Annotated in this window: 21 protein-coding genes; 10 read left to right on the forward strand and 11 right to left on the reverse strand. The window is 74.5% G+C overall.

Translation table 11 applies throughout. The features are described 5' to 3' along the window. Positions 1-40: 40 nt before the first annotated feature. The gene (gene trmB / locus C569_RS0106160) at positions 41-667 is read right to left on the reverse strand and encodes a tRNA (guanosine(46)-N7)-methyltransferase TrmB (RefSeq protein ID WP_231394732.1); all 627 of its coding nucleotides are present in this window, start codon (positions 665-667) and stop codon (positions 41-43) included. A 139-nt stretch (positions 668-806) separates the two neighbouring features. On the opposite strand from trmB, the gene C569_RS0106165 reads away from it, so the two are divergent. After that, a complete protein-coding gene (locus C569_RS0106165) occupies positions 807-1,388 on the forward strand; it encodes a hypothetical protein (protein ID WP_018784920.1) in 582 nt (193 codons plus the stop codon). A 431-nt stretch (positions 1,389-1,819) separates the two neighbouring features. Beyond that, on the forward strand, positions 1,820-2,500 hold the full coding sequence (locus tag C569_RS33615) for a class F sortase (protein ID WP_196806688.1): 681 nt from the start codon (positions 1,820-1,822) through the stop codon (positions 2,498-2,500). Between the two features lie 285 nt (positions 2,501-2,785). Here C569_RS33615 and C569_RS0106175 read toward each other — a convergent pair whose 3' ends face one another. The 3 genes from C569_RS0106175 to C569_RS0106185 are packed head-to-tail and all read right to left on the reverse strand — an operon-like array spanning position 2,786 to position 4,881. Then, the gene (locus C569_RS0106175) at positions 2,786-3,100 is read right to left on the reverse strand and encodes an antibiotic biosynthesis monooxygenase (RefSeq protein ID WP_018784922.1); all 315 of its coding nucleotides are present in this window, start codon (positions 3,098-3,100) and stop codon (positions 2,786-2,788) included. A gap of 25 nt (positions 3,101-3,125) precedes the next feature. Beyond that, complete coding sequence (locus C569_RS0106180; RefSeq protein WP_018784923.1) at positions 3,126-3,923, reverse strand: exodeoxyribonuclease III; 798 nt, start codon at positions 3,921-3,923, stop codon at positions 3,126-3,128. 37 nt (positions 3,924-3,960) lie between these two features. Beyond that, complete coding sequence (locus tag C569_RS0106185; RefSeq protein ID WP_018784924.1) at positions 3,961-4,881, reverse strand: proteasome assembly chaperone family protein; 921 nt, start codon at positions 4,879-4,881, stop codon at positions 3,961-3,963. 391 nt (positions 4,882-5,272) lie between these two features. Between C569_RS0106185 and C569_RS0106190 the strand changes: the two genes are divergently transcribed. The 3 genes from C569_RS0106190 to C569_RS0106200 all read left to right on the forward strand — a co-directional run bounded on the left by C569_RS0106190 (position 5,273) and on the right by C569_RS0106200 (position 7,143). Next, complete coding sequence (locus C569_RS0106190; protein WP_018784925.1) at positions 5,273-6,118, forward strand: hypothetical protein; 846 nt, start codon at positions 5,273-5,275, stop codon at positions 6,116-6,118. 100 nt (positions 6,119-6,218) lie between these two features. Further along, a complete protein-coding gene (locus C569_RS33055) occupies positions 6,219-6,356 on the forward strand; it encodes a hypothetical protein (protein WP_167361535.1) in 138 nt (45 codons plus the stop codon). A gap of 40 nt (positions 6,357-6,396) precedes the next feature. After that, the gene (locus tag C569_RS0106200) at positions 6,397-7,143 is read left to right on the forward strand and encodes an EcsC family protein (RefSeq protein ID WP_018784927.1); all 747 of its coding nucleotides are present in this window, start codon (positions 6,397-6,399) and stop codon (positions 7,141-7,143) included. Positions 7,144-7,189: 46 nt separating this feature from the next. Here C569_RS0106200 and C569_RS0106205 read toward each other — a convergent pair whose 3' ends face one another. Further along, positions 7,190-8,029, reverse strand: coding sequence for a GDSL-type esterase/lipase family protein (locus C569_RS0106205; RefSeq protein ID WP_018784928.1), 840 nt, complete (start codon positions 8,027-8,029; stop codon positions 7,190-7,192). 98 nt (positions 8,030-8,127) lie between these two features. Beyond that, positions 8,128-8,727 (reverse strand): antibiotic biosynthesis monooxygenase, encoded by a 600-nt coding sequence (locus C569_RS0106210; RefSeq protein ID WP_018784929.1) that lies wholly within the window; start codon positions 8,725-8,727, stop codon positions 8,128-8,130. 162 nt (positions 8,728-8,889) lie between these two features. Here C569_RS0106210 and C569_RS0106215 point away from each other — a divergent pair, with 162 nt between their 5' ends. From C569_RS0106215 to C569_RS0106225, 3 genes are all read left to right on the forward strand, one after another. Continuing rightward, a complete protein-coding gene (locus tag C569_RS0106215; RefSeq protein ID WP_018784930.1) occupies positions 8,890-9,153 on the forward strand; it encodes a DUF6343 family protein in 264 nt (87 codons plus the stop codon). Between the two features lie 12 nt (positions 9,154-9,165). Then, positions 9,166-10,578 carry an NADP-dependent succinic semialdehyde dehydrogenase gene (locus tag C569_RS0106220; RefSeq protein ID WP_018784931.1) on the forward strand — a complete coding sequence of 471 codons (1,413 nt, stop codon included), beginning with the start codon at positions 9,166-9,168 and terminating at the stop codon, positions 10,576-10,578. Positions 10,579-10,667: 89 nt separating this feature from the next. Beyond that, on the forward strand, positions 10,668-11,633 hold the full coding sequence (locus tag C569_RS0106225; protein WP_026267770.1) for a TIGR03885 family FMN-dependent LLM class oxidoreductase: 966 nt from the start codon (positions 10,668-10,670) through the stop codon (positions 11,631-11,633). A gap of 144 nt (positions 11,634-11,777) precedes the next feature. Here the strand turns inward: C569_RS0106225 and C569_RS0106230 are convergent, their stop codons facing one another. Both C569_RS0106230 and C569_RS32090 read right to left on the reverse strand, forming a co-directional pair. Beyond that, complete coding sequence (locus C569_RS0106230) at positions 11,778-12,311, reverse strand: GNAT family N-acetyltransferase (protein ID WP_018784933.1); 534 nt, start codon at positions 12,309-12,311, stop codon at positions 11,778-11,780. A 23-nt stretch (positions 12,312-12,334) separates the two neighbouring features. Next, on the reverse strand, positions 12,335-12,475 hold the full coding sequence (locus C569_RS32090) for a hypothetical protein (protein WP_018784934.1): 141 nt from the start codon (positions 12,473-12,475) through the stop codon (positions 12,335-12,337). 697 nt (positions 12,476-13,172) lie between these two features. On the opposite strand from C569_RS32090, the gene C569_RS0106240 reads away from it, so the two are divergent. Beyond that, positions 13,173-13,703, forward strand: a complete 531-nt coding sequence (locus C569_RS0106240; protein ID WP_018784935.1) for a DinB family protein — start codon at positions 13,173-13,175, stop codon at positions 13,701-13,703. Between the two features lie 12 nt (positions 13,704-13,715). Here the strand turns inward: C569_RS0106240 and C569_RS0106245 are convergent, their stop codons facing one another. Next, positions 13,716-14,036: a multidrug efflux SMR transporter gene (locus C569_RS0106245; RefSeq protein ID WP_018784936.1), complete on the reverse strand. Its 321-nt coding sequence runs from the start codon at positions 14,034-14,036 to the stop codon at positions 13,716-13,718. A 53-nt stretch (positions 14,037-14,089) separates the two neighbouring features. Continuing rightward, entirely contained in the window at positions 14,090-16,696 is a 2,607-nt protein-coding gene (locus C569_RS0106250) for a glycoside hydrolase family 9 protein (protein WP_018784937.1), read from the reverse strand. A gap of 213 nt (positions 16,697-16,909) precedes the next feature. Between C569_RS0106250 and C569_RS0106255 the strand changes: the two genes are divergently transcribed. Beyond that, a complete protein-coding gene (locus C569_RS0106255; protein ID WP_018784938.1) occupies positions 16,910-17,635 on the forward strand; it encodes a PP2C family serine/threonine-protein phosphatase in 726 nt (241 codons plus the stop codon). A gap of 4 nt (positions 17,636-17,639) precedes the next feature. On the opposite strand, the gene hrpB is transcribed toward C569_RS0106255, so the two are convergent. After that, positions 17,640-20,147, reverse strand: a complete 2,508-nt coding sequence (gene hrpB, locus C569_RS0106260; protein WP_018784939.1) for an ATP-dependent helicase HrpB — start codon at positions 20,145-20,147, stop codon at positions 17,640-17,642. Positions 20,148-20,231 lie beyond the last annotated feature (84 nt).

Below are 20,231 nucleotides of genomic sequence, written 5' to 3' on the forward strand. Positions count from 1 at the left end.
ATCACATCACGCCGCGCCAACCGGGTTCAGCGCAACGGGTTCAGCGCCGCCGGTGGATCAGGTCGAAGACCTCCCGGCCCGCGGTCAGTGCGCGCCGCTCGAACTTCGTCACCGGCCGGTGCGTCGGACGGGGCGCGTAGCCGCCGTACACGTCGACCAGCTCCGGGTCGGCGGTGAGCGTCTGGCGCATCGACTCGGCGTACTGCGCCCAGTCCGTCGCGCAGTGCAGCGTGCCGCCCGGCGCCAGCCGGGACCGCAGCAGCGCCACGTGCGCCGGCGCGATGATCCGCCGCTTGTGGTGGCGGGTCTTCGGCCACGGGTCCGGGAAGTAGACGTGCACCGCGTCCAGGCAGCCCTCCGGCATGGCCCGGACCAGGTCCAGCGCGTCCCCCTCGGCCACCCGCACGTTGTCCAGACCGTGGCGTTCCACCAGGTCGAGCAGGTTGGCGATTCCCGGCGTGTGGACCTCGACCGCCAGATAGTGTCGGTCCCGGTCGGCCGCCGCCATGGCGGCGGTGGCGTCGCCCATGCCGGAGCCGATCTCCAGCACCAGCGGCGCCCGTCGTCCGAACAGCACCGCCGGATCGCACGGCCCGTCGAGGGCGGCGATCTCGAGGCCGTACGCGGGCCAGAGCCGGGTGAGCGCGTCGCGCTGCCGCTCGCTCATCCGTCCGCGACGCGGATGGAAGGTGCGGATGCGGCTGGCGGCGATGTCGGGAAGGGTCACAGCGACCCGAGCCTAGCCCGCATCGGATGTGATGTGCGGCCAGGGGTGAGAGGATTCATCCCGTACGCCGGGAGGGGTCATGGGGTCGTTCAGGGTACGTGAGGCGCTGCTGGTCGCGGTCGCCGCGTGCGCCGCCCCGCTGGTCGGTGCGGTGGCCGCCCAGGCCGCGCCGCGCGCCGCCGAACCGGTGCCGGACCAGCCCCCGGCCGACGTGATCTTCGTGGAGGTCACCCCGGGCACCGTCTCGCCCGGTTACCTCGTCGGCATCCGGGCGAGCTGCCGGAACAACACCGTACCGGCGATCGTGACCTCGGACGCGTTCGGCAAGATCCAGGTGCAGCCGCAGCGCGGCCTGCTCACCGCCACGCCGATGGTCCACGAGCGCACCCGGCCCGGCAACTACCGGGTCAAGCTGGAGTGCCCCGGTGGGGAGACCGCCTCGACCATGCTCCAGGTGGTGAAGCAGGGACAGCCCACCCGGCAGCCGAGCCACGGGCCCAGCCATCTGCCCAGCCGCGGCCCGGCGACCGGCTTCGGCGGCACCGCCGGTCCCGACCTCGGTGGCCTGCTGGTGCCGGTGGGGCTGGCGGTGACTGTGGTCGGCGCCGGGCTCGGCGTGGCCGCGTCCCGCCGGCACGCCCGCGGCGCCGCCGGAGGCTGAGGCCCGCCATGGCCGAGCACGTCGTCCCGCCGCCCGCCGGATCCCGGCGCTCCGGCCGGTCGTTCCTGGCCCTGCCCCCGCCCGCCGCGCCACCCACCGACGCCGCCCGCCCGTCCCGGACCGGCCCTCCCACCGCGCCGTCCACCGAGGCGGCCCGGTTGTCCCGGGCTGATCCGGCCGCCGCGCCCCGTGCCGGCTCGCGGCCGGGAAGTGGGCCTGCCGCCGGGACGGGGTCGTCAGTCGTGCCGTCGTCAGGGGCGCGGCCGGGTGGCGGCCCGGCTTCCGGCACTGATCCGGCTGCCCGGACCGGCTCGTCGGCCGTGCCGGTCTCCGGGTCGCGGCCGTGGATGCCGCCACCCGCCGCGTCGCGACCGTGGTACCCGCCGTCGGCCGAGCCACCGGCCCTGCGCCCACGGCCCGCCGGGCCGCCGCTGGTCGAGCCGCCACCGGCGTCGCCGGGCAGGGGCGACCGGGGGCGGGGCTCCTGGTCGAAGCCGCTGGCAGTGGTGCTGGTGCTGGTCGGCGTGTTCGCCACCGGCGCCGGGCTCGGTCGCACGGCCGGGCCGTTCGACTTCGCCGACGCGTCGACCGAGTCGAGCCGGTCGAGCGGGACGGGCGCGGGGGCGGCGCCGGCGAGTGCCGCCGCGCCGGTCCGGAAGCCCGCGAGCCGGCCGGTACGCCTGGCGGTGCCGGCCATCAAGGTCAACGCACCGGTCACGCCCGTCGGGCAGGCGAGGGACGGTTCGGTGGACGTGCCGCCGCTGACCGAACACGACCAGACCGGCTGGTACGACAGGGGAGCGGTGCCCGGCGACCCGGGCCGGGCGATCATCGTGGGTCACGTCGACACCAAGAGCGGCCCGGCCGTGTTCTACCGGCTGCGCTCGCTCAAGCCCGGCGCCAAGATCCAGGTGACCCGTGCGGACCGCAGCGTGGTGAGCTTCACGGTGGACAGCGTCGAGTACTTCGACAAGGCGAACCTGCCGGCCGCGCGGGTCTACGGCGACTCGGGCCCGGCCGAGTTGCGCCTGATCACCTGCGGTGGCGAGTGGGTCGGCGGCCGGACCGGCTACCAGGACAACGTGATCGTCTTCGCGTCCCTCACCCGCTGACCACTCTCACCCGGCCGCCCCCGCCCGGGGTCGCCCTGACCGCGTCGATCATGAGGTTAGCGGCCCCGGGTGCCCGTTTCGTCACCGCCAACTCCATGATCGCCGCGCGGAGATCCGGAGCGCCAGGTCCGTGGGAGATCTTGGTAGGAAACGGCCCCTATGGGGGCGCGAATCTTCCAAGATCTCCGCGCGTCCTGGCCCTGCGCCCGTCGATCATGAGGTTGGCGGTGACGAAACGGACGCCTGGTGCCGCCAAGTTCATGATCGACCGAAAGGGAAGGTGGGTCAGGGCTTGGCGGGGACCTGCTGGACCACCTCGAACTCCAGCAGGGTGGCGCCGGTGGCGACGGGCTTGCGGGGTTCGCCGCCCTCGGCGTGCGCGGCCCGGGACGGGCCCTGCGCCCACGCCTGGTACGCCTCCTCGCTTTCCCAGCGCGTGTACACGAAGTAGCGGGTGTCTCCGGCGACCGGACGCAGCAGTTCGAAGCCGAGGAAACCGGGGGAGTTCTCCACCGCGCCGGCCCGGGCCGCGAACCGCTTCTCCAGCTCCTCGCCGGCGCCGGACGGGACGTCGATCGCGTTGATCTTCACGACAGCCATGCGTACACCCTAACGAGCGCCGCCCTCAGAACGTCTCGACAGCCGGTGCCAGGTCCGCGTCGACCACGATCGGGGCGTGGTCCGAGGGCCCCTTGCCCTTGCGGGCCTCCCGGTCCACGTACGCCGAACGGACCGCGCGGGCGAACGACGCGCTCGCGTACACCAGGTCGATCCGCATGCCCTTGTTCTGGTGGAACATCCCGGCCCGGTAGTCCCAGTAGGTGAACGGGTGCGGCCCCTTCATCGGGGTGGGCACCACGTCCTCCAGCCCCAGGTCGCGCAACGCGGCCAGGGCGGCCCGCTCGGCCGGGGTGACGTGGGTGGAGGTGGCGAACAGTGCGGGATCCCAGACGTCCGCGTCCGTGGGCGCCACGTTGAAGTCACCGCAGACGGCCACCGGCAGCGCGCCGCCCACCTCCGGTTCGAGCGCGTCGCGCAGCGCCGCGAACCAGGCCAGCTTGTACGCGTAGTGCGGGTCGGCCGGCGCGCGGCCGTTCGGCACGTACACCGACCAGACCCGCAGCCCGTCGCAGGTGGCCGAGATGGCGCGGGCCTCGGGGTCGGGGAACCCGGGCTCGCCCGGGAAACCGACCGCCACGTCGGCCAGCCCGACCCGGGACAGCACGGCGACGCCGTTCCACCGCCCGTCGCTGTGGCTGGCCACCTCGTAGCCCAGCTCGCCCACCTCGGCGACCGGGAACGCCCCGTCGGGGCACTTGGTCTCCTGCAGGCACACGACGTCGGGCTTCGTGGTGGCCAGCCAGTCGAGCAGCCGGGGCAGGCGGGCCTTCACCGAGTTCACGTTCCAGGTCGCCAGGCGCATGTCCCCAGCCTGCCGCATCCCCGCCCGCCCCGCCGCCTCAGCGCTCCGGGGTGTCGCCGGGGCGGGTCTGCTCGGCGAGGAAGCGTTCCAGCTCGGCGCCGAGTTCGTCGGCGGTGGGCAGCGGCCCGGTCTCGCCGGCGAGCAGGCTCTTCTCGCCCCGGCCGCGGGCGAACGCGTCGTACTGCTCCTCCAGCGCCTGCACCAGCGTCGCCGCCTCCTCGGTCTGGGTGACCTGGCGGTCGATCTCCACCCGGACCGCCTCGGCCGCGGTCCGCAGCTCCTCGACTGGCAGCAGCAGGCCGGTGCTGCGGGACACGGCGGACAGCAGCGCCTCGGCGGCGGCCGGGTACTCGGCCTGGGCGACGTAGTGCGGCACGTGCGCGGCGAAGCCGAGGGCGTCGCGTCCCTGCTCGCCGAGGCGGTACTCCAGCAGGTGACCGACGCCGGCCGGCACCTGCACCTTCTGCAACCACGGCTCGTGCCCGGCGACCAGTTCCCTGCGGGTGGCGTGGGCGGTGACGCCGCTGGGCCGGGTGTGCGGCACCGCCATCGGGATCGAGTTGAGCCCGACGGTGAGCCGGACGTCGAGGCGGGCGCTGAGCCCGGCGACGGCGGCCACGAAACGCTCCCACTGCAGGTCCGGCTCGGGGCCGGTGAGCAGCAGGAACGGGGTCTCGTCGTCGTCGTGCAGCAGGTGCAGCTCCAGCGCCGGGGCGTCGTAGGACTCCCAGTGGTCCTCGACGAACGTCATCACCGGGCGGCGGGAGCGGTAGTCGAACATCTGGTCCACGTCGAAGCGGGCGATCACCTGGGCGTCGAGCGAGGTGAGCAGCTGTTCCCGGGCCAGCCGGGTGGCGTTGCCGGCGTCGACGAAGCCGGTGAGCGCCTGGATCAGCACCGGCTGGCCGAGCTCGGGCAGCTCGTCGGTGAGTTCGTAGAGCTCGTGTGGATCGAGCACCGGTGGGGTCCTCCCTGTCGACGCGTTCGGGGAGCGCCGAGCGTGCGGCCTCCCGGTTCGGCAAACGTACCGGGGCGGGTGGTCCATTCCGTTACGGCCACGTCCGATGCCCGAATGATGATCACGATTCGGCTACGCCCTGGTCCGCCGACCCATATCCGGATCGTCCGAACGGACGAGTTAGTCGATCTTCGGGCGGGAGCGGGAGGTCTGGGGCGTTCCTGCCCGGCTCGATTCGCGTGCCGTCGCCCGGGTGATTGGTCCGGTCTCCGAGGTCCGTGGTCCGCCGTCCCGGGCTGGGGCGGGCGGTCCGGTTCGGATCGGCGGAAGTGTGGTGAGGGCCACCCTTTCGGCCTGGGTGATCCCGGTTTGCCCTGCCTAGCCTCGTCGGATGCGTAACGACGGCAACCTCGACGACCCGTTCGGCTCCGGCCGCCCGGCTGACCGTTCGGACGATACTCCATCCACCGACCGGTTGGCCACACTCCGGGGACTGGCCCGGCGTACCCGCTTCCGGACACCCACGAACCCCCGGCCCGGCCGGACGAAGCTGGCGGTCGCCACCGGCGCGGCCTGCTGCCTGGGCCTGGTCGGCTTCACCCAGGCCGGCTTCGGCGCACCGGACCGCGCCGCCGGCCCGGCGCCCTCGGCGGAGGTCGCCGAGCGCGCGGTGGTCGACCGGGCCTCCCGGGCCATGGCCCGGCCGAGCACCGCCCCCGCCACCCCCAGCGCCAGCCCCTCCGCGACGGCCAGCCCGAAGGCGACCGCCGAGCCCAAGCCGACGAAGACGGTCCGGCGGATCGTCCCGGTCGCCGGCCTGGACCGCACCCAGATGAACAACGCCGAGAAGATCGTGCAGGCCGGCAAGGAGATGGGCATGCCGCGCCGTGCCCTGGTCATCGCGGTGGCGACGGCCATGCAGGAGAGCACCCTGCTCAACTACGCCAGCGGCGTGCTGCCCGAGTCGCAGGACTACCCTCACCAGGCGATCGGCTGGGACCACGACTCGGTCGGACTGTTCCAGCAGCGTCCCAGCAGCGGCTGGGGCACCGTCGGGCAGCTGATGGACCCCGAGTACGCGACGAAGGCGTTCCTGTCCGCGCTGGCGGAGATCCCCGGCTGGCAGAACCTCCCGCTCTCGGTGGCCGCCCAGGCGGTGCAGATCTCGGCGTTCCCGGACGCGTACGCCCAGCACGAGTGGCGGGCCGGCGAAGTGGTGGCCGAGATCCTGGGCTGACCGGACGGGTGGTTGCCGGAGGGCCGATTCGGGTATCAGGGGCTTGCCGGTCCCAGGTACACATGAAGGGGACCGCGGGATGGAGGATCTCATGTCGCTGATGCAACGAATCACCGCCTTCCTGCGGTCGCCGCGCGGCCAGCAGTTGGTCGACCGCGGCCGGCGTGAGATGTCGAAGCCGGAGAACCAGGCCCGGTTGCGGCAGATCGCGAACCGGCTGCAGTCGCGCCGGCGCTGACCCGCGTCACCCCCTGCCGCACGAGCCTCCGGAGCCCTTCGTGACCGACCCCGCCCCCGTCGACGGGGAGCCCGACGCCGTCCCCACCGCTCCCGTCCCGCCGCCGGTGGAGGCGCCCGGAGCGCCACCGGCCAAACTGTGGGACCGGATGCGGGACGACCCGCACTACGCGCCGGAACACCTGGCCCTGGAGGCGGTACGCCGGCTCGGCCCGGAGGCCGCGCAGTGGGCCGCCCGGGAGCGGGCGCTGCGGCCCGACGCGCCGCCGGAGCATCTCGCCGACCAGGCGGTACGCAAGTTCGTCAACCACGCCCGGCTCTCCGGCGCGGTGTCCGGCGCGGCCGGGCTGCCCGGCGCGGTGATCGACGTGGGCGTGCTGGCCTGGACCCAGGCCCGGCTGGTGCTGCACGTCGCGGCCGCCTACGGCGCCGACCCGACACACCCCGACCGGGCCACCGACCTGCTGGTGCTCCAGCGGGTGCACAAGGTCGCCGAGACGGCCCGCCTGGCGCTCGGCGTGGCCGCCGGCCGGGAGCGGGCCGGGGCGCTGTTCGGCTCCGCCGGTGACCGGGCGCTGGGCCGGGTGATGCTCCAGCTCGGGGTCCGGCTGGCCCGGATGGCCGGGGTGCGCGCCGCCAAGCGGATGTTCGCCAAGGTCGTGCCGGGCGCGGCGATCGTGCTCGGCACCTGGGCCAACTCGTCGGCGACGAAGGAACTGGCCGACCGCACGCGAGCCCTCTATCGGGCCGCCGGCCCCCGGCAGCTACCCGGTCCGCGCCGGCCCTGACCGGCCACTCGCCGACCGCTCCACCGGGGCGGCCGGCTCCGGCCGGTCAGTCCGCCCAGCCGGAGGCGTTCCAGGCCACCTCGGCCAGCCGGCCCTGACCGGCGGCGTTCGGGTGGAACCAGTCGAGCGAGTTGACCTGGTCCAGGTCGAAGCGGTGGCGGTGCACCGCGCCGCCGTCCCAGCGGCAGCGTGACCCGTACGCCCGGCAGGCGGCGCGCAGCTGCCCGTCGTACGCCTCGATCCGGTCCCTGACGCGGGCCCGGCGGGCGACCGCGGCGGGCGCGGTCGACGTGGCGTCGGCGAGCAGCGACGGGCAGACGCCCCGCGACCAGGCTCGCACGGCGCGGGGTTCGGTGTGCCCGACCTGCCAGAGCCGGTACAGGTCCGGGATGCTGACCACCAGCACCCGGGCCTTCGGCCGGCCCTCGCGCAGCACCGCCAGGGCCGCGTCGACCTGATCGCGGAAGGTCGCGACGGGCGTCATGTCGCCGACGTCGCCCCGGCAGGCGTCGTTCGCGCCGATCAGCACGGTGACCAGGTCGGCCTGGTCGCGGACCGCCGATCGGGCCTGGCCGGCCAGCGCGGCAGCGCGGGCCCCGGGCACCGCCCGGTTGGACGCACGTAGCCCCGGCGCGTCGGCGCGCAGCCGCCGGTAGAGGCTCTCCACCCGCAGGCCGTCCCCGGTCGACCAGGAGTTGCGTTCGCAGCTCACCAGCAGCAGGCAGGAGCCGTAGCCGCTGGTGACCGAGTCGCCGAGCGCGGCCAGCACCCGGGGTTCCCCGGGGCGGGGTGTGCCGGACGGTCGGGGCGACGCCTCGCCGGAGCCGTCACAGGCGAGCGCGACGAGCGCCGCCAGGCAGGCCAGCGCGGCGATCCAGCGTCTCATCGGTCCCCCGTCCAGCGGCGGCAACGGGCGCGTCGACCCTATGCCCCGGCCGGGCCCCGGTGGCGGTTCTGTCGGCTATCGGCATCGACCCCGGTCGTTCACATCTGTCGTGTTGGCGCAGGCCGGCCGTGCAGCCAGCGGTGCAGCGCCCGGGTGATCCGGGGCAGCACCAGGTAGGTCATCAGCGGGGTGAGCACGAGCGTCATCAGCAGCGTCCGCCCGGCCAGCGGCACACCGGCGAGGAACCGGGTGGTCAGCAGCGTGGCGGCCAGGCTGAGCGGGAAGAACGCCAGCCAGATCGTGACCGCCTGCTTCCAGCGCGGCGGTGCGGCCGGCTCGGGCTCGGGCTCGCCGAACGTCTCGACCACGTGGTCCACCGGCGGGTCGAACCACCCCTCGATGCCGGTGCGCCGTTCCACCCGGGTGTGCTCGACGATGCCCTGCGCCGAGCCGAGCCACCAGCGCCGCTGCGGCGAGTCCTCCCAGCCGCGCAGCGTGTCCGCGTCGGCGAAGCGGTACATCACGTGCCACTCGCCGGAATCGCGGGCGCTGCGGACGAAACCGGCGCCGAGGAAGCCCGGGAAGCTCTCCGCGAGCGCCGTTCCGGCCCGCATCCACGCCACCACCTCGTCGGTACGCGCCGGGTCGGCGCGCCGGGACACGGCGACGGTCACCGGTACGGCCTGCATCGTGGTCATGCCATCCTCTCCACCGTCCGCGGGATCTCCGCCGGTACCGGCACACCGATGTAACGCACCCGCCCGCCGGGCGCATCCGGCGGCTGCCCCCGGGGTGTCCCGGATCACCGGTGTTCCCGCCCCGGCCGGTTATCCCCGCCCGTGCCGGGGTAGGCCGCAGGAATGACCCGATCACAGCCCCGCCGCGCCCGCGGCACGGTCGGCCACGCCAACAGCGCCCTGAACCTGCGGCTCGCGCTCGCCACCTTCGGTCTGGTCGTGATGACCGTCTTCGCGGTGCTCGCGTTCGCCGCGGAGATCGTCTGGCTGGGTGTCGTGTGCGTGCTGCTCGCCGTGGTGGCGGTGGTCGACCTGGTCGTGATCCAGCGCCGCCGAGCCGCGCGCCGCCGGGAGGAGCCGGGCGTGCGGCACTCGCTGTTCGAGTGACAGGAGTACGACATGCCCATCGCCACCACCAATCCCGCCACCGGACAGGTGCTCAAGACGTACGAGGCGATGTCGGACGAGCAGATCGACGCCGCGATCGAGCGGGCCGACCTCGCCTTCCGGCAGTTGCGCGACACCACCATCGCGCAGCGGGCCCGGTGGCTCACCGCCGCCGCCGACCTGCTCGACGCCGAGCGCGACGACACGGCCCGGCTGATGACCACCGAGATGGGCAAGACGTACGCCGCCGCGAAGGCGGAGGTCACCAAGTGCGCGACCGCCTGCCGCTTCTACGCCGGGAACGCGCCCCGGATGCTCGCCGACGAGCCGGCCGACGCCGCCGCGGTCAAGGCGAAGCGGGCGTACGTGCGCTACCAGCCGATCGGCCCGGTACTCGCGGTGATGCCGTGGAACTTCCCGCTGTGGCAGGTGATGCGGTTCGCCGCCCCGGCCCTGATGGCCGGCAACACCGGCCTGCTCAAGCACGCCTCCAACGTGCCGCAGACCGCGCTCTACCTGGAGGACCTGTTCCGCCGGGCCGGGTTCCCCGAGGGCGCGTTCACCACACTGCTGGTCGGCTCCGACGCGGTCGACCGGATCCTCAGCGACCCCCGGGTCCGCGCCGCCACGCTCACCGGCAGCGAGCCGGCCGGCCGGTCCATCGCCCAGATCGCCGGCCGGGAGATCAAGAAGACGGTGCTGGAGCTGGGCGGCAGCGACCCGTTCGTGGTGATGCCCTCGGCCGACCTGGACGCCGCCGCGGAGGTCGCCACCACCGCCCGCTGCCAGAACAATGGGCAGTCCTGCATCGCCGCGAAGCGGTTCATCGTGCACACCGACGTCTTCGACGCGTTCGCCGAGAAGTTCGCCGCCCGGATGGCGGCGCTGCGCGTCGGCGACCCGATGGACGACGGCACCGACGTCGGCCCGCTGGCCAGCGAGCGCGGCCGCGACGAGGTGCACGCCCAGGTCGCCGACGCGGTGGACCAGGGCGCCACGGTGCTCTGCGGCGGCGAGAAACCGGCCGGGGACGGCTGGTACTACCCGCCGACAGTGGTCACCGACCTGCGCCCGGAGATGCGGATGTGGGCCGAGGAGGTGTTCGGGCCGGTCGCCGGGCTCTACCGGGTCGGCTCGTACGACGAGGCGATCGCCGTCGCCAACGGCACCAGCTTCGGCCTCGGCTCCAACGCCTGGACCAACGACCCGGCCGAGCAGGAGCGCTTCGCCGTCGACCTGGACGCGGGCAACGTCTTCATCAACGGCATGACCACGTCCTATCCGGAGCTGCCGTTCGGCGGTGTGAAGAACTCCGGGTACGGCCGCGAGCTGTCCGCCGCCGGCATGCGCGAGTTCTGCAACACCAAGACCGTGTGGATCGGCGAGGGCGAGGCCGGCGCGGGTGCCGGCGCGCACTCCGAGTAGCGGTGTTAACAGGGGCCCCTTCCTCTACCGGAGGCGTTAAGAAGGGGCCCCTGCTTACATCTCCCTCGGGGTGGGTAGGAGTGGCGACCATGACGGCGTTCGGCTTCCACGCATCCCACGAGCAGATCCACCCGGCCCGGCTGCTGGAGGCGGTGATCCACGCCGAACGCGCCGGGTTCGACGCGGCCATGTGCTCCGACCATTTCTCACCGTGGAGCGAGCGGCAGGGCCAGTCCGGGTTCGCCTGGTCCTGGCTCGGCGCCGCGCTCCAGGCCACGAACCTGTCCTTCGGTGTGGTGAACGCGCCCGGCCAGCGCTACCACCCGGCCGTCATCGCGCAGGCCATCGGCACGCTCGGCGCCATGTACCCGGGCCGGTTCTGGGCCGCGCTGGGCACCGGCGAGGCGTCGAACGAGCACATCACCGGCCAGGGCTGGCCGCGCAAGGACGTCCGTAGTGCCCGGCTGCGCGAGTGCGTGGACGTGATCCGGGCGCTGCTGGCCGGCGAGGAGGTCAGCCACGACGGCCTCGTCACGGTGGACCGGGCGAAGCTGTGGACCCGGCCCGAGGAGCCGCCCGCGCTGGTCGGCGCCGCCGTCAGCGTCGCCACCGCGCGCTGGTGCGCCGGGTGGGCGGACGGGCTGATCACCGTCAACGCGCCCGTGGACCACCTGCGGCGGATGATCGACGCCTACCGGGACGCGGGCGGACGCGGCCCGCTGCACCTCCAGGTGCACGTGAGCTGGGCGCCCGAGCAGGAGCAGGCCGAGGCGATCGCGTACGAGCAGTGGCGCAGCAACGTGTTCGCGCCGCCGATCTGCTGGGACCTGGAGACCCCCGAGCATTTCGACGTGGCGAGCGCCGACGTGCCGATGTCAAAGGTCGCCGAGACCGTGAACGTCTCCGCCGACCTGGGCCGGCACACCGGCTGGCTGGAGGAGTACGTGGCGCTGGGCTTCGACCAGATCGCCCTGCACCACGTCGGGCAGGAGCAGCGCGCGTTCATCGACGCGTTCGGCGCCGAGGTGCTGCCGAAGCTGCGCTCCGCCGCCTGATCACACTTCGGCCCGCCGGCGGCCAGGCTCGTCGTTCGTGGAAGCTCCGTTCGAGGTCGTGGTCTTCCCGGCCATCGCGACCTTAGGTGCGGCGCTGGCCCGCCGGCTCGGCCTGCTGGCGACGCTGGGAGGAGACCGGCCGACTCAGCCGACCCGGCGCTCCAGCACCTGCCCGGTCCACGTCGGGCGGCCCGGCCGCTCCACGACGAACGGCTCGGTGGAGGTGAACCCACAGCGCTCGTAGAACCGCACGAGCGCCCGGTCCGGGCTGCGGAAGCAGTCCACTCGCAGCAGGCCGACGCCCCGTTCGCGGGCCAGCTCCGCCGCGTACGCCAGCAGCCGCTCCCCGACCCCGCGCCCCGCGTACGCCCGGTCGGTGACCAGCAGGTTCACGTACAGCTCCGGCTCGGTGGCCGGCGGCACGTACTCGGTCGCCGCGCCCACCACCAGCGCGCCCACCACAGTCGCGTCGATCTCCGCGAGGTACAGGCCGTCGCCGGCCGCCCACGCGTCGGCCTGGGCGATGCGGCGCGGGTCGATCGACGCCGGCTCGGTGCCCCACTGGTCGGTACGCCCGCGCTCGGCCAGCCAGGCGGTGGCGCTGTCGAGCAGCCGCAGGAGCGTGGGGGCGTCGCCGGGTCCACCCGGGCGGATGGTGATGCTCTGCTGGTCGGTCATGCCGCCATGCTGCTACACGCCGCTCACCCGGGCACCCCGGCGGGCCGGGTCTCCGGGACCGGCCGGTTCGCGATCGCCCGGCGGGCGAGCGCCGGGGCGGCCAGCCCGGCGGCGGCGAAGACCCCGCCGAGGACCAGCCAGCCGGCCGGACCGCCGCTGAGCACCAGCAGCGTGAGCAGGCCCCGGCCGAGTGCCTGGGCCAGCGCGCGTTCGTCGGGTCGCTGACCACCTCCGTGCCGCGCACCGTGGAGACGATGCGGTGCTGGCTGACCGGCGCGACGGCGGCGCAGGTGCCGAGGGGCGCCACCGGCGACAACTCCAGCCCGGCCACATCCGACGGCAACAACGACCAGATCCGCCCCTCCACCCGGGACAGCGCACGGAGGTCGGCCGCCGACGGCCGGACGAACCGGTCCTCACGCCAGCGCCGCAACACCTGCGCCGGACGGACGGCCGCCGCGCGGTCATGGGCGACGTCGAGGAGCAGCGTTCGCAGGTCCGCGGCCGGGAGCGCAGCGAGCGCGTCGCGGCTACCGGCTGGCATTGCCGCCCACACCCGACGTTCCGCGTCGCCGCTCACGAGGGTCACGGTCGCGCACCCGCTGACGTGAGTCCAGCCGATTCTCTAGGCAGCCGGACGCGTAGCGGACGGCGCTCGCGTCGGCCTGGCTGCGCGATGGCGGCCGGCAGTTCCCGCCGAAAGAAGGGTGAGCTTCCGAGCGGTATGACTCTGAGGCATAAATATGACCGGGAGTCATACCGTCGGACGGACGCCTCTTCTGTGCCGAGGCGACGCGCCGTGCGCCGGAGAAGCGCCGTTAACCGGTCGACCGGGGGCGCCTGCCGTGCCACGATCGCGCGGTGCCCGCCTCCGTGACCGCCCTGCTGCGCCGGCAGTTCGACCTGACCTGGGCGCTCGCCGAATACCACCTCGACCGGCTGGAGCCGGCGGACTTCCTCTGGGAGCCGGCCGCGCTCTGCTGGACGATGCGCCAGGACCCGGACGGCGGGTGGCGTCCCGACTGGGCCGACACCGAGCCGGATCCGGTGCCGGTGCCCACGATCGCCTGGCTGACCTGGCACGTCGGCTGGTGGTGGTCGGTCGCCGCCGACCACGTGCGGCAGCGCCCGGCCCGGGACCGCGACGCCATCCGGTGGCCCGGGCCGGGCGACGACACGGTCGCCTGGCTGCGGGAGCTGCGGGCGGAGTGGACCGACGCGCTGGACGGGCTGACCGAGGCCGACCTGGACCGGCCGTCCGCGTACCCCTGGCCCGCCGACGCGGGGTTCACCGTCGCGGACCTGGCCGCGTGGGTGAACGCCGAGCTGATGAAGAACGTGGCCGAGATCGGGCAGCTCCGGCTGCTGCGCGCGGCGGGGCGGCCGGGCTGAGCCCCGCCGCGCTCAGTGCGCGCCGCCGAGGTTGAGCACCACCACCCCGGCGATGACGAGTGCCGCCCCGACCACCTTCGTCACGCTCAGCGGCTCACCCAGGAACGCCGCGCCGATCGCCACGATGGCGGCGGTGCCGAGGCCGGACCAGACCGCGTACGCGACGCCGACCGGGATGTCCTTCACTGCGAGCGAGAGCAGCCCGAACGCGGACAGGTACGCCACGGCGAGGCCGAGCGTGGGCCAGAGCCGGGTGAAGCCGTCGGTGGCCTTTAGCAGACTGGTGCCGATCACCTCGGCGGTGATCGCGCCGAGCAGGAACAGGTACGCCATCGCAGGACCGTACCCGGTCCTGCGATGGCGCCCGGTCGGAGCGGGAAAGCCGGTCAGGAGACCGTGCAGGCCTTGCCGTTCAGGGTGACCAGCCCCGGATCCGGGTTGGGGAAGCGGGACGCGGTGCCGTTGAAGCCGAACGTGGTGGACGCGCCCGGCGCCAGCTTCGCGTTCCAGGACAGGTTCTTCGCGGTGACCGTGGCGCCGCTCTGGCCGAGCTGCGCCGACCACGCCTGGCTCACCTTCTGGTCGCCGAGGAAGGCCCAGCGCAGGTTCCACCCGTTCACCGCCGTCGTGCCGGTGTTGCGCACCGTCACCTGGGTGGTGAAGCCGGACGGCCAGCTCCCGTGCGTGGTGTAGGCGACCGCGCAGGACGGCGCCGGCACCGCACCGGCGTCACCCTGGTCGGCCAGGAACGACGCGAGCCACGCCAGCGCCGAGTTCCAGTTGATCGCCACCTCGTTCGTCGCGTACGAGTTGATGTCGTCGATGTAGCAGAACATCGGCGCGCATCCGGCGAGCAGGTTCGCCGCGAACGGGTCCTGCAGGGCGGCGTTCGGGCCACCGGCGAGCGAGCCGGCCGGCGGGCGCGGCAGTTCCGGGTTCAGCTGGTGGCCGAAGATCCGGCTGTGCTGGTTGCGGGCGTGCTGCTCGCCCCACCCGGTCACGTACGACATGTTCAGCGCGTTGCGGCCGAACAGGTAGTCGGCGGCCTGCACCGCGCCGTCCCGGTACTTCGCGTCCCGGCTCAGGTCGAACGCGGTGGCCAGCACGATCGCGTTGTTGACCAGGTTGCTGTTGCTGCCCCAGACGTACGCGTCGGCGCTGCCCGGGAAGGGCAGCCCGTACGCCTGGCCGGCGATCGTGGCCAGGTAGCTGTCGGCGGCGGCGGTGATCGACTCGCGGATGCGGGTCTTCTCCGCGGCCGGCAGCGTGTTCGGCACGGTGGCCAGGTCGAGGCGGCCCAGCGCGGCGACGCTCTGCCAGCCGAACGCGCCGCTCGGGGCGAACACGTCGGCGGTGTGCAGCGGCGAGCCGGTGACGTCGGCCAGGTACGCCTTGTCGCCGGTGGTCAGCCACAGCTCCGCCGCGGCCCAGTAGAACTCGTCGGTGACGTTCGTGTCGTCGTACGCGCCGCCGCCGGTGCTGTCGCTGGCCGGGGCGTAGATCGCCGGGTTGGCCTTGGCCGCCGCGTACGCGGTCTTCGCGGCGGTGCCGCAGCGCGCGGCGAACGCGGCGTCGTACGGGGCGTACAGCCGCTGGCACTGCGCCGCGACGGCGGCCAGGTTCAGCGTGGCGGCGGTGGACGGCGCGTGCAGCTCGCGCGGCTGCGGGTCGTCCTCGGGCTGCAGCGGCAGGCCGGTCCAGTTCCGGTCGTGGATCTTGTGGTGGACCATCCCGGCCAGGGGCTTGCCGGCCGGCACCTGCATGCGCAGCAGGAACTCCAGCTCCCAGCGGGCCTCGTCGAGCACGTCCGGCACGTCGTTGCCGCGCTCGGGCAGCCGCAGCGTGGAGTCGCCCAGGGCGGCACCGCCGTCGGCGGTCTCCGCGGTCTTGGTCCGCTCGAAGGTGCTCAGGAGCTGGTGGGTGGCGATGCCGCCGTTGACGACGTACTTGCCGTGGTCACCCGCGTCGTACCAGCCGCCGCGCACGTCCAGCGAGTAGTCGCAGACGCCGGCCTGGCACGGCACGTCGGTGTCGCCCTGGTTCGGCGCGACGCCGAGGTGGCCGGCCGGGCGGGCGTACTCCTCGCCGATCAGGTCGCCGTCGATGGCGATACCGCTGCGCTGGGCGTAGAAGAACTGCAGCGAGTCGGCGCGCAGCCGGTCGTAGAGCGCGCCGGAGATGTCGAACGGGTGGCTGGTCTCGCCGTCCACGGTCAGCGTGTAGCCGGTGCCCGGCGTGCGGTACGCGGAGAAGTCGGCGGTCTGCACGTTCTGCGCGGAGGCGGCGTCGGTGCCGCGCGGCGTGGTCTGCCCGCTGGCGACTACCGCGCCGCCGGCCGACTTGAGCTGCCACGGCAGCGCCTCGGTGGCCTCGGTGACGACGGTGGCGTGCTTGGGCCCGCCGGGCAGGTAGCCGACCTGGTTCACCCGCACCCGGGGCCCGGTGTCCGGCTCGTACGGCGGCGCCGGCTCCCCGCCGCGCAGCGACACGTCGTCCAGGCAGAACGTCTGCGCCTGGGCGCTGCCGCCGACCTGGAAGATGAGCTGGGCGGTGGGGTTGTCGGCCGGGGAGGTGAACGTGGCGGTGACGCGCTGCGCGGTGCCGGTGGCTGTCGCGTCGACACTGGCGTACGTGGTGTAGGGGGCGCTGCCGAGCTGGAGCACGGCCTTGACGGCCGCGCCGGGGGTCGCGGAGACGTCGAAGGACAGTTCGTACTCGGCGCCCTGGGTCAGCGGCACCGCGTCCTGGCCGATGCCGGCGTCCCACGGGTTGGCGGTGCCCGCCGCCACGGAGGTGCAGAGGCGGCCGTCGACGACCGCGAGGTCGCCGGTGCCGTACGAGAACCAGGGTGAGACACCGGCGCTGAAGTCGCCGTTGCGGAGTTGTTCGGGCGCGTCCGGCGGCACCTCGGCGCTCGCCGGGCCGGCGGTGAGGCCGGTGAGCGCCAGCGTGGTGGCCGCGAGCGCGGCGAGCCGACGACGGGATCGGGTCACGGATGTTCCTTCCGTGCTCGGGGGTGGTGGGGGAGACCGGAAGCTGGGAGCGCTCCCAATATCAGCCCGATGTTTCCACCGCGTTCCGTCCCTGTCAATCGATCCGGCCCGATGAGGGCTGCGCGCCCGCGCGCGGCGGGATTCGGCGCGCCACGTACGATGTCAGTGATCTCCTAGAGACATCCGAGCCCTCGACCTGGCAGGCTGCGACCCATGACCCTGAAGCTTCGTTCCGTCGGAGCGAGCGACCGTGGGCTGATCCGCAGCGGCAACCAGGACGCACAGCACGCCGGCGCCTGGCTCGTCGCGGTCGCCGACGGCATGGGCGGCATGGCGGCCGGCGACCTGGCCAGCCGCATCGCCATCGACGCGATCGTCCCGCTGGACGTGGAGACGCCGGAGGACGCCCTCGTCGCCGCGCTCCAGGGCGGGATCGAACTGGCCACCTCGCGGATCCGTCAGGCCGTCGAGGAGGACCCGGAGCGCCAGGGCATGGGCACGACGCTCACCGCGCTGCTGTTCGCCCGCACCGGCAGCTGCCTCGCGCTGGCGCACGTCGGCGACTCCCGGGCCTATCTCTACCGCGAGGGCGTGCTCAAGCAGGTCACCCGCGACGACACGTTCGTGCAGATGCTCGTCGACCAGGGCGTCATCACCGCCGAGCAGGCCAGCAGCCACCCTCGCCGCGCGGTGGTGACCCAGGCGTTGCAGGGCGACGAGGTGTCCCCGTCGTACGCCACGATGGTGCCCCGGGCGGGTGACCGCTGGCTGCTGTGCAGCGACGGTCTCTCCAACGTGGTGCGCGCGGACACGCTCACCGAGGTGTTCAGCGAGCAGCCGGAACGCGACGCCTGCGCGACCCGGCTGATCGACCTGGCACTACGGGCCGGCGGCCCGGACAACATCACCGTCGTGATCGCCGACGTCGTCGAGGAGTAGGCGGTCACCGCCGGCGTGGCGCCGCCCGCCGGGTCGGCTCGGCGGTGGTCGGATCCTCCGGCCAGGGATGACGCGGGTAGCGTCCGCGCAACTCCGCCCGCACCTGCGGATATCCGGTGCGCCAGAACGACGCCAGGTCGGCGGTGACCGCCACCGGCCGCCCGGCGGGGGAAAGTAGGTGCAGCAGCACCGGCACCCGCCCGTCGGCGATGCGCGGCACGTCCCGCCAGCCGAACGTCTCCTGGAGCTTGACCGCCAGCACCGGGGCGGCCGGGTCGGCGTAGTCGACCCGGATCCGAGACCCGCTGGGCACCGCCACCCGCTCCGGGGCCAGCTCGTCCAGCCGCGCCGCCTGCCGCCAGTCCAGCAGCCGCCGCAGCGCCGCCGCCACGTCCACCCGGTGCAGGTCGGCCCGGCGCCGGGCGCGGGCCAGCTCCGGGCCCAGCCACTCCCCGGCGCGGGCGAGCAGCGCCGCGTCGGAGACGTCCGGCCAGCCGTCGCCGAGCGCCTGGCGGCAGAACGCCAGCCGGCGGCGCAGCCCGGTCGCGTCCGGCGTCCAGCGCAGCAGCCCCGGCCCCTCCTGCCGCAGCCCGTCCAGCAGCGCCGCCGCGACCAGCTCCGGGTCCGGCGCGGTGAGCGGCCGGTCGACCAGTTCGACAGCGCCGAGCCGGACCACCTCGCGGGCCACCACGTCACCGCCGGACCAGGCCACCTCCCGTGCGGCGTCCAGCAGCGCCGCCCCGGCCTCCCGGGCGGTCGCCTCGTCGATCGGCGCGGCCAGCCGCACCCGGGCGGCGGGCGCACCGGGGGAGCGGTCGGCCACCGCGACGGCCAGCCACGCCGCTCCGGCCAGCCCCGACCCGGGCGCCAGCTCCGCGGCGGTCCCGCCGGCCATCAGGTACGCGGACCCGCCCGGCCGCCGCGCCCGGGCCAGCCGTTCCGGGTACGCCAGCCCGGCGAGCAGCCCCGCGGCCAGATCGTCCGGCAGACGCTCCCGCTCGTCCGCGCCGTCGGTGGGCAGGGCGGCGCGCAGGCGGCGTACCTCGGTGCGCCAGCGCGCGGTGGCGGCCGGATCGGCGCCGTCACGCAGTCGCCGCCAGCGGGCGGGCAGGTCGTCTCCCGTGCCGCCCAGCGTGTCCTCGCCGAGGATCGCCACCACCTGGGCGGCCCGCTCGGCACCCACCCGGACAGCACCGTCCAGCAGAGCCCGTGCCAGCCGGGGATGCGTACCGGCCGCTGCGACCGCCCGCCCCCGGGCCGTGATCCGGCCGTCGTGGTCCACCGCGCCGAGCGTGGTGAGCGTCTCCCGCGCCACTGTGAGCGCGGCCGGCGGCGGTGGGTCGGGCAGCGCCAGCCCGGCACCGTCCGGTGTGCCCCAGGCCGCCAGTTCCAGCGCGAACCCGGTCAGGTCGGCGGTGGCGATCTCCGGTTCGGGCTGCGGGGCGAGCCGCGCGTGCGTCGCCTCCGACCAGCAGCGGTAGACCGCCCCGGGGGCCTCCCGTCCGGCCCGGCCGGCGCGTTGGGTGGCGCCCGCCCGCGACACCGGCACTGTGACCAGCGAACCCAGCCCTCGGGCCAGGTCGGTGCGGGGCACCCGGCTCAGTCCGGCGTCCACCACCACCCGTACGCCGGGCACTGTCAGGCTGCTCTCCGCCACCGCTGTCGCGAGCACCACGCGCCGCCCGGCGGCAGGGGTGAGCGCCGCGTCCTGGGCGGGCCCCGGCAGCCGTCCGTGCAACGGCAGCACCACGACCTCGCGCAGACCGGCCAGGCGGCCCGCGACGGCGGCGATCTCACCCGCGCCGGGCAGGAAGACGAGCACGTCGCCGTCGCGTTCACGCAGCGCCCGGCGCACGGTGGCGGCCACGTGGTCGAGCAGCGCCGGATCGACCCGCCCGGCACCGGGCGGCGTCACCGGGCGCGGCGGTGGTGCCCACACCCGCTCGACCGGATGCAGCGCTGCCTCGGCGCGTACCACGGGGGCGGGTCCGCCGGTGCCGAGCAGCGCGGCGAAGCGGTCCGTCCGCGGAGTGGCCGACATCGCCAGCAGCCACAGGTCCGGGCGCAGCGTCGCGCGGGCCTCGACGCTGAACGCCAGCGCCAGGTCGGCGTCGAGGTGCCGTTCGTGGCACTCGTCGAGCAGGACCGCGTCCACGCCCGGCAGCTCCGGATCGTGGTGCAGGCGGCGGACCAGCAGGCCGGTGGTCACCACCTCGACCCGGGTACGGGGTCCGGTCCGGCGCTCGCCGCGCACCGCGTACCCGATCCGGTCGCCGACCCGCTCGCCGAGCAGGGCGGCCATCCGGTGCGCGGCGGCGCGGGCGGCCACCCGCCGAGGCTGGGCGATCACCACGCGGCCGGTGACCGCGTCGGCGACGGCGAGCGGCGCGGTGGTGGTCTTGCCGGTGCCCGGCGGCGCCACCAGGACGGCGGCGCCGCGCTCGCGCAGCGCGCCGACGAGCGCCGGCAGGACCGGGCGCACCGGCAGGTCGAGCGGGATGTCGGCGAGCACCGGCCCACTCTCGCACCGCGCCGCCGGACGGTCCGCGTCACCCCCGGGACGCGGAACGGCCCGGCCGGCGCACCGCCGACCGGG

The organism is Micromonospora sp. CNB394, assembly GCF_000374985.1.
GTDB classification, from domain to species: domain Bacteria; phylum Actinomycetota; class Actinomycetes; order Mycobacteriales; family Micromonosporaceae; genus Micromonospora; species Micromonospora marina.

Excerpts from the sequence above, each read along its gene's own strand:
- trmB (WP_231394732.1), bottom strand. The coding sequence starts at position 667 with ATGAGCGAGCGGCAGCGCGACGCGCTCACCCGGCTCTGGCCCGCGTAC.
- C569_RS0106165 (WP_018784920.1), top strand. The coding sequence starts at position 807 with ATGGGGTCGTTCAGGGTACGTGAGGCGCTGCTGGTCGCGGTCGCCGCG.
- C569_RS0106175 (WP_018784922.1), bottom strand. The coding sequence starts at position 3,100 with ATGGCTGTCGTGAAGATCAACGCGATCGACGTCCCGTCCGGCGCCGGC.
- C569_RS0106180 (WP_018784923.1), bottom strand. The coding sequence starts at position 3,923 with ATGCGCCTGGCGACCTGGAACGTGAACTCGGTGAAGGCCCGCCTGCCC.
- C569_RS0106190 (WP_018784925.1), top strand. The coding sequence starts at position 5,273 with ATGCGTAACGACGGCAACCTCGACGACCCGTTCGGCTCCGGCCGCCCG.
- C569_RS33055 (WP_167361535.1), top strand. The coding sequence starts at position 6,219 with ATGCAACGAATCACCGCCTTCCTGCGGTCGCCGCGCGGCCAGCAGTTG.
- C569_RS0106205 (WP_018784928.1), bottom strand. The coding sequence starts at position 8,029 with ATGAGACGCTGGATCGCCGCGCTGGCCTGCCTGGCGGCGCTCGTCGCG.
- C569_RS0106210 (WP_018784929.1), bottom strand. The coding sequence starts at position 8,727 with ATGACCACGATGCAGGCCGTACCGGTGACCGTCGCCGTGTCCCGGCGC.
- C569_RS0106215 (WP_018784930.1), top strand. The coding sequence starts at position 8,890 with ATGACCCGATCACAGCCCCGCCGCGCCCGCGGCACGGTCGGCCACGCC.
- C569_RS0106220 (WP_018784931.1), top strand. The coding sequence starts at position 9,166 with ATGCCCATCGCCACCACCAATCCCGCCACCGGACAGGTGCTCAAGACG.
- C569_RS0106225 (WP_026267770.1), top strand. The coding sequence starts at position 10,668 with ATGACGGCGTTCGGCTTCCACGCATCCCACGAGCAGATCCACCCGGCC.
- C569_RS0106230 (WP_018784933.1), bottom strand. The coding sequence starts at position 12,311 with ATGACCGACCAGCAGAGCATCACCATCCGCCCGGGTGGACCCGGCGAC.
- C569_RS0106245 (WP_018784936.1), bottom strand. The coding sequence starts at position 14,036 with ATGGCGTACCTGTTCCTGCTCGGCGCGATCACCGCCGAGGTGATCGGC.
- C569_RS0106255 (WP_018784938.1), top strand. The coding sequence starts at position 16,910 with ATGACCCTGAAGCTTCGTTCCGTCGGAGCGAGCGACCGTGGGCTGATC.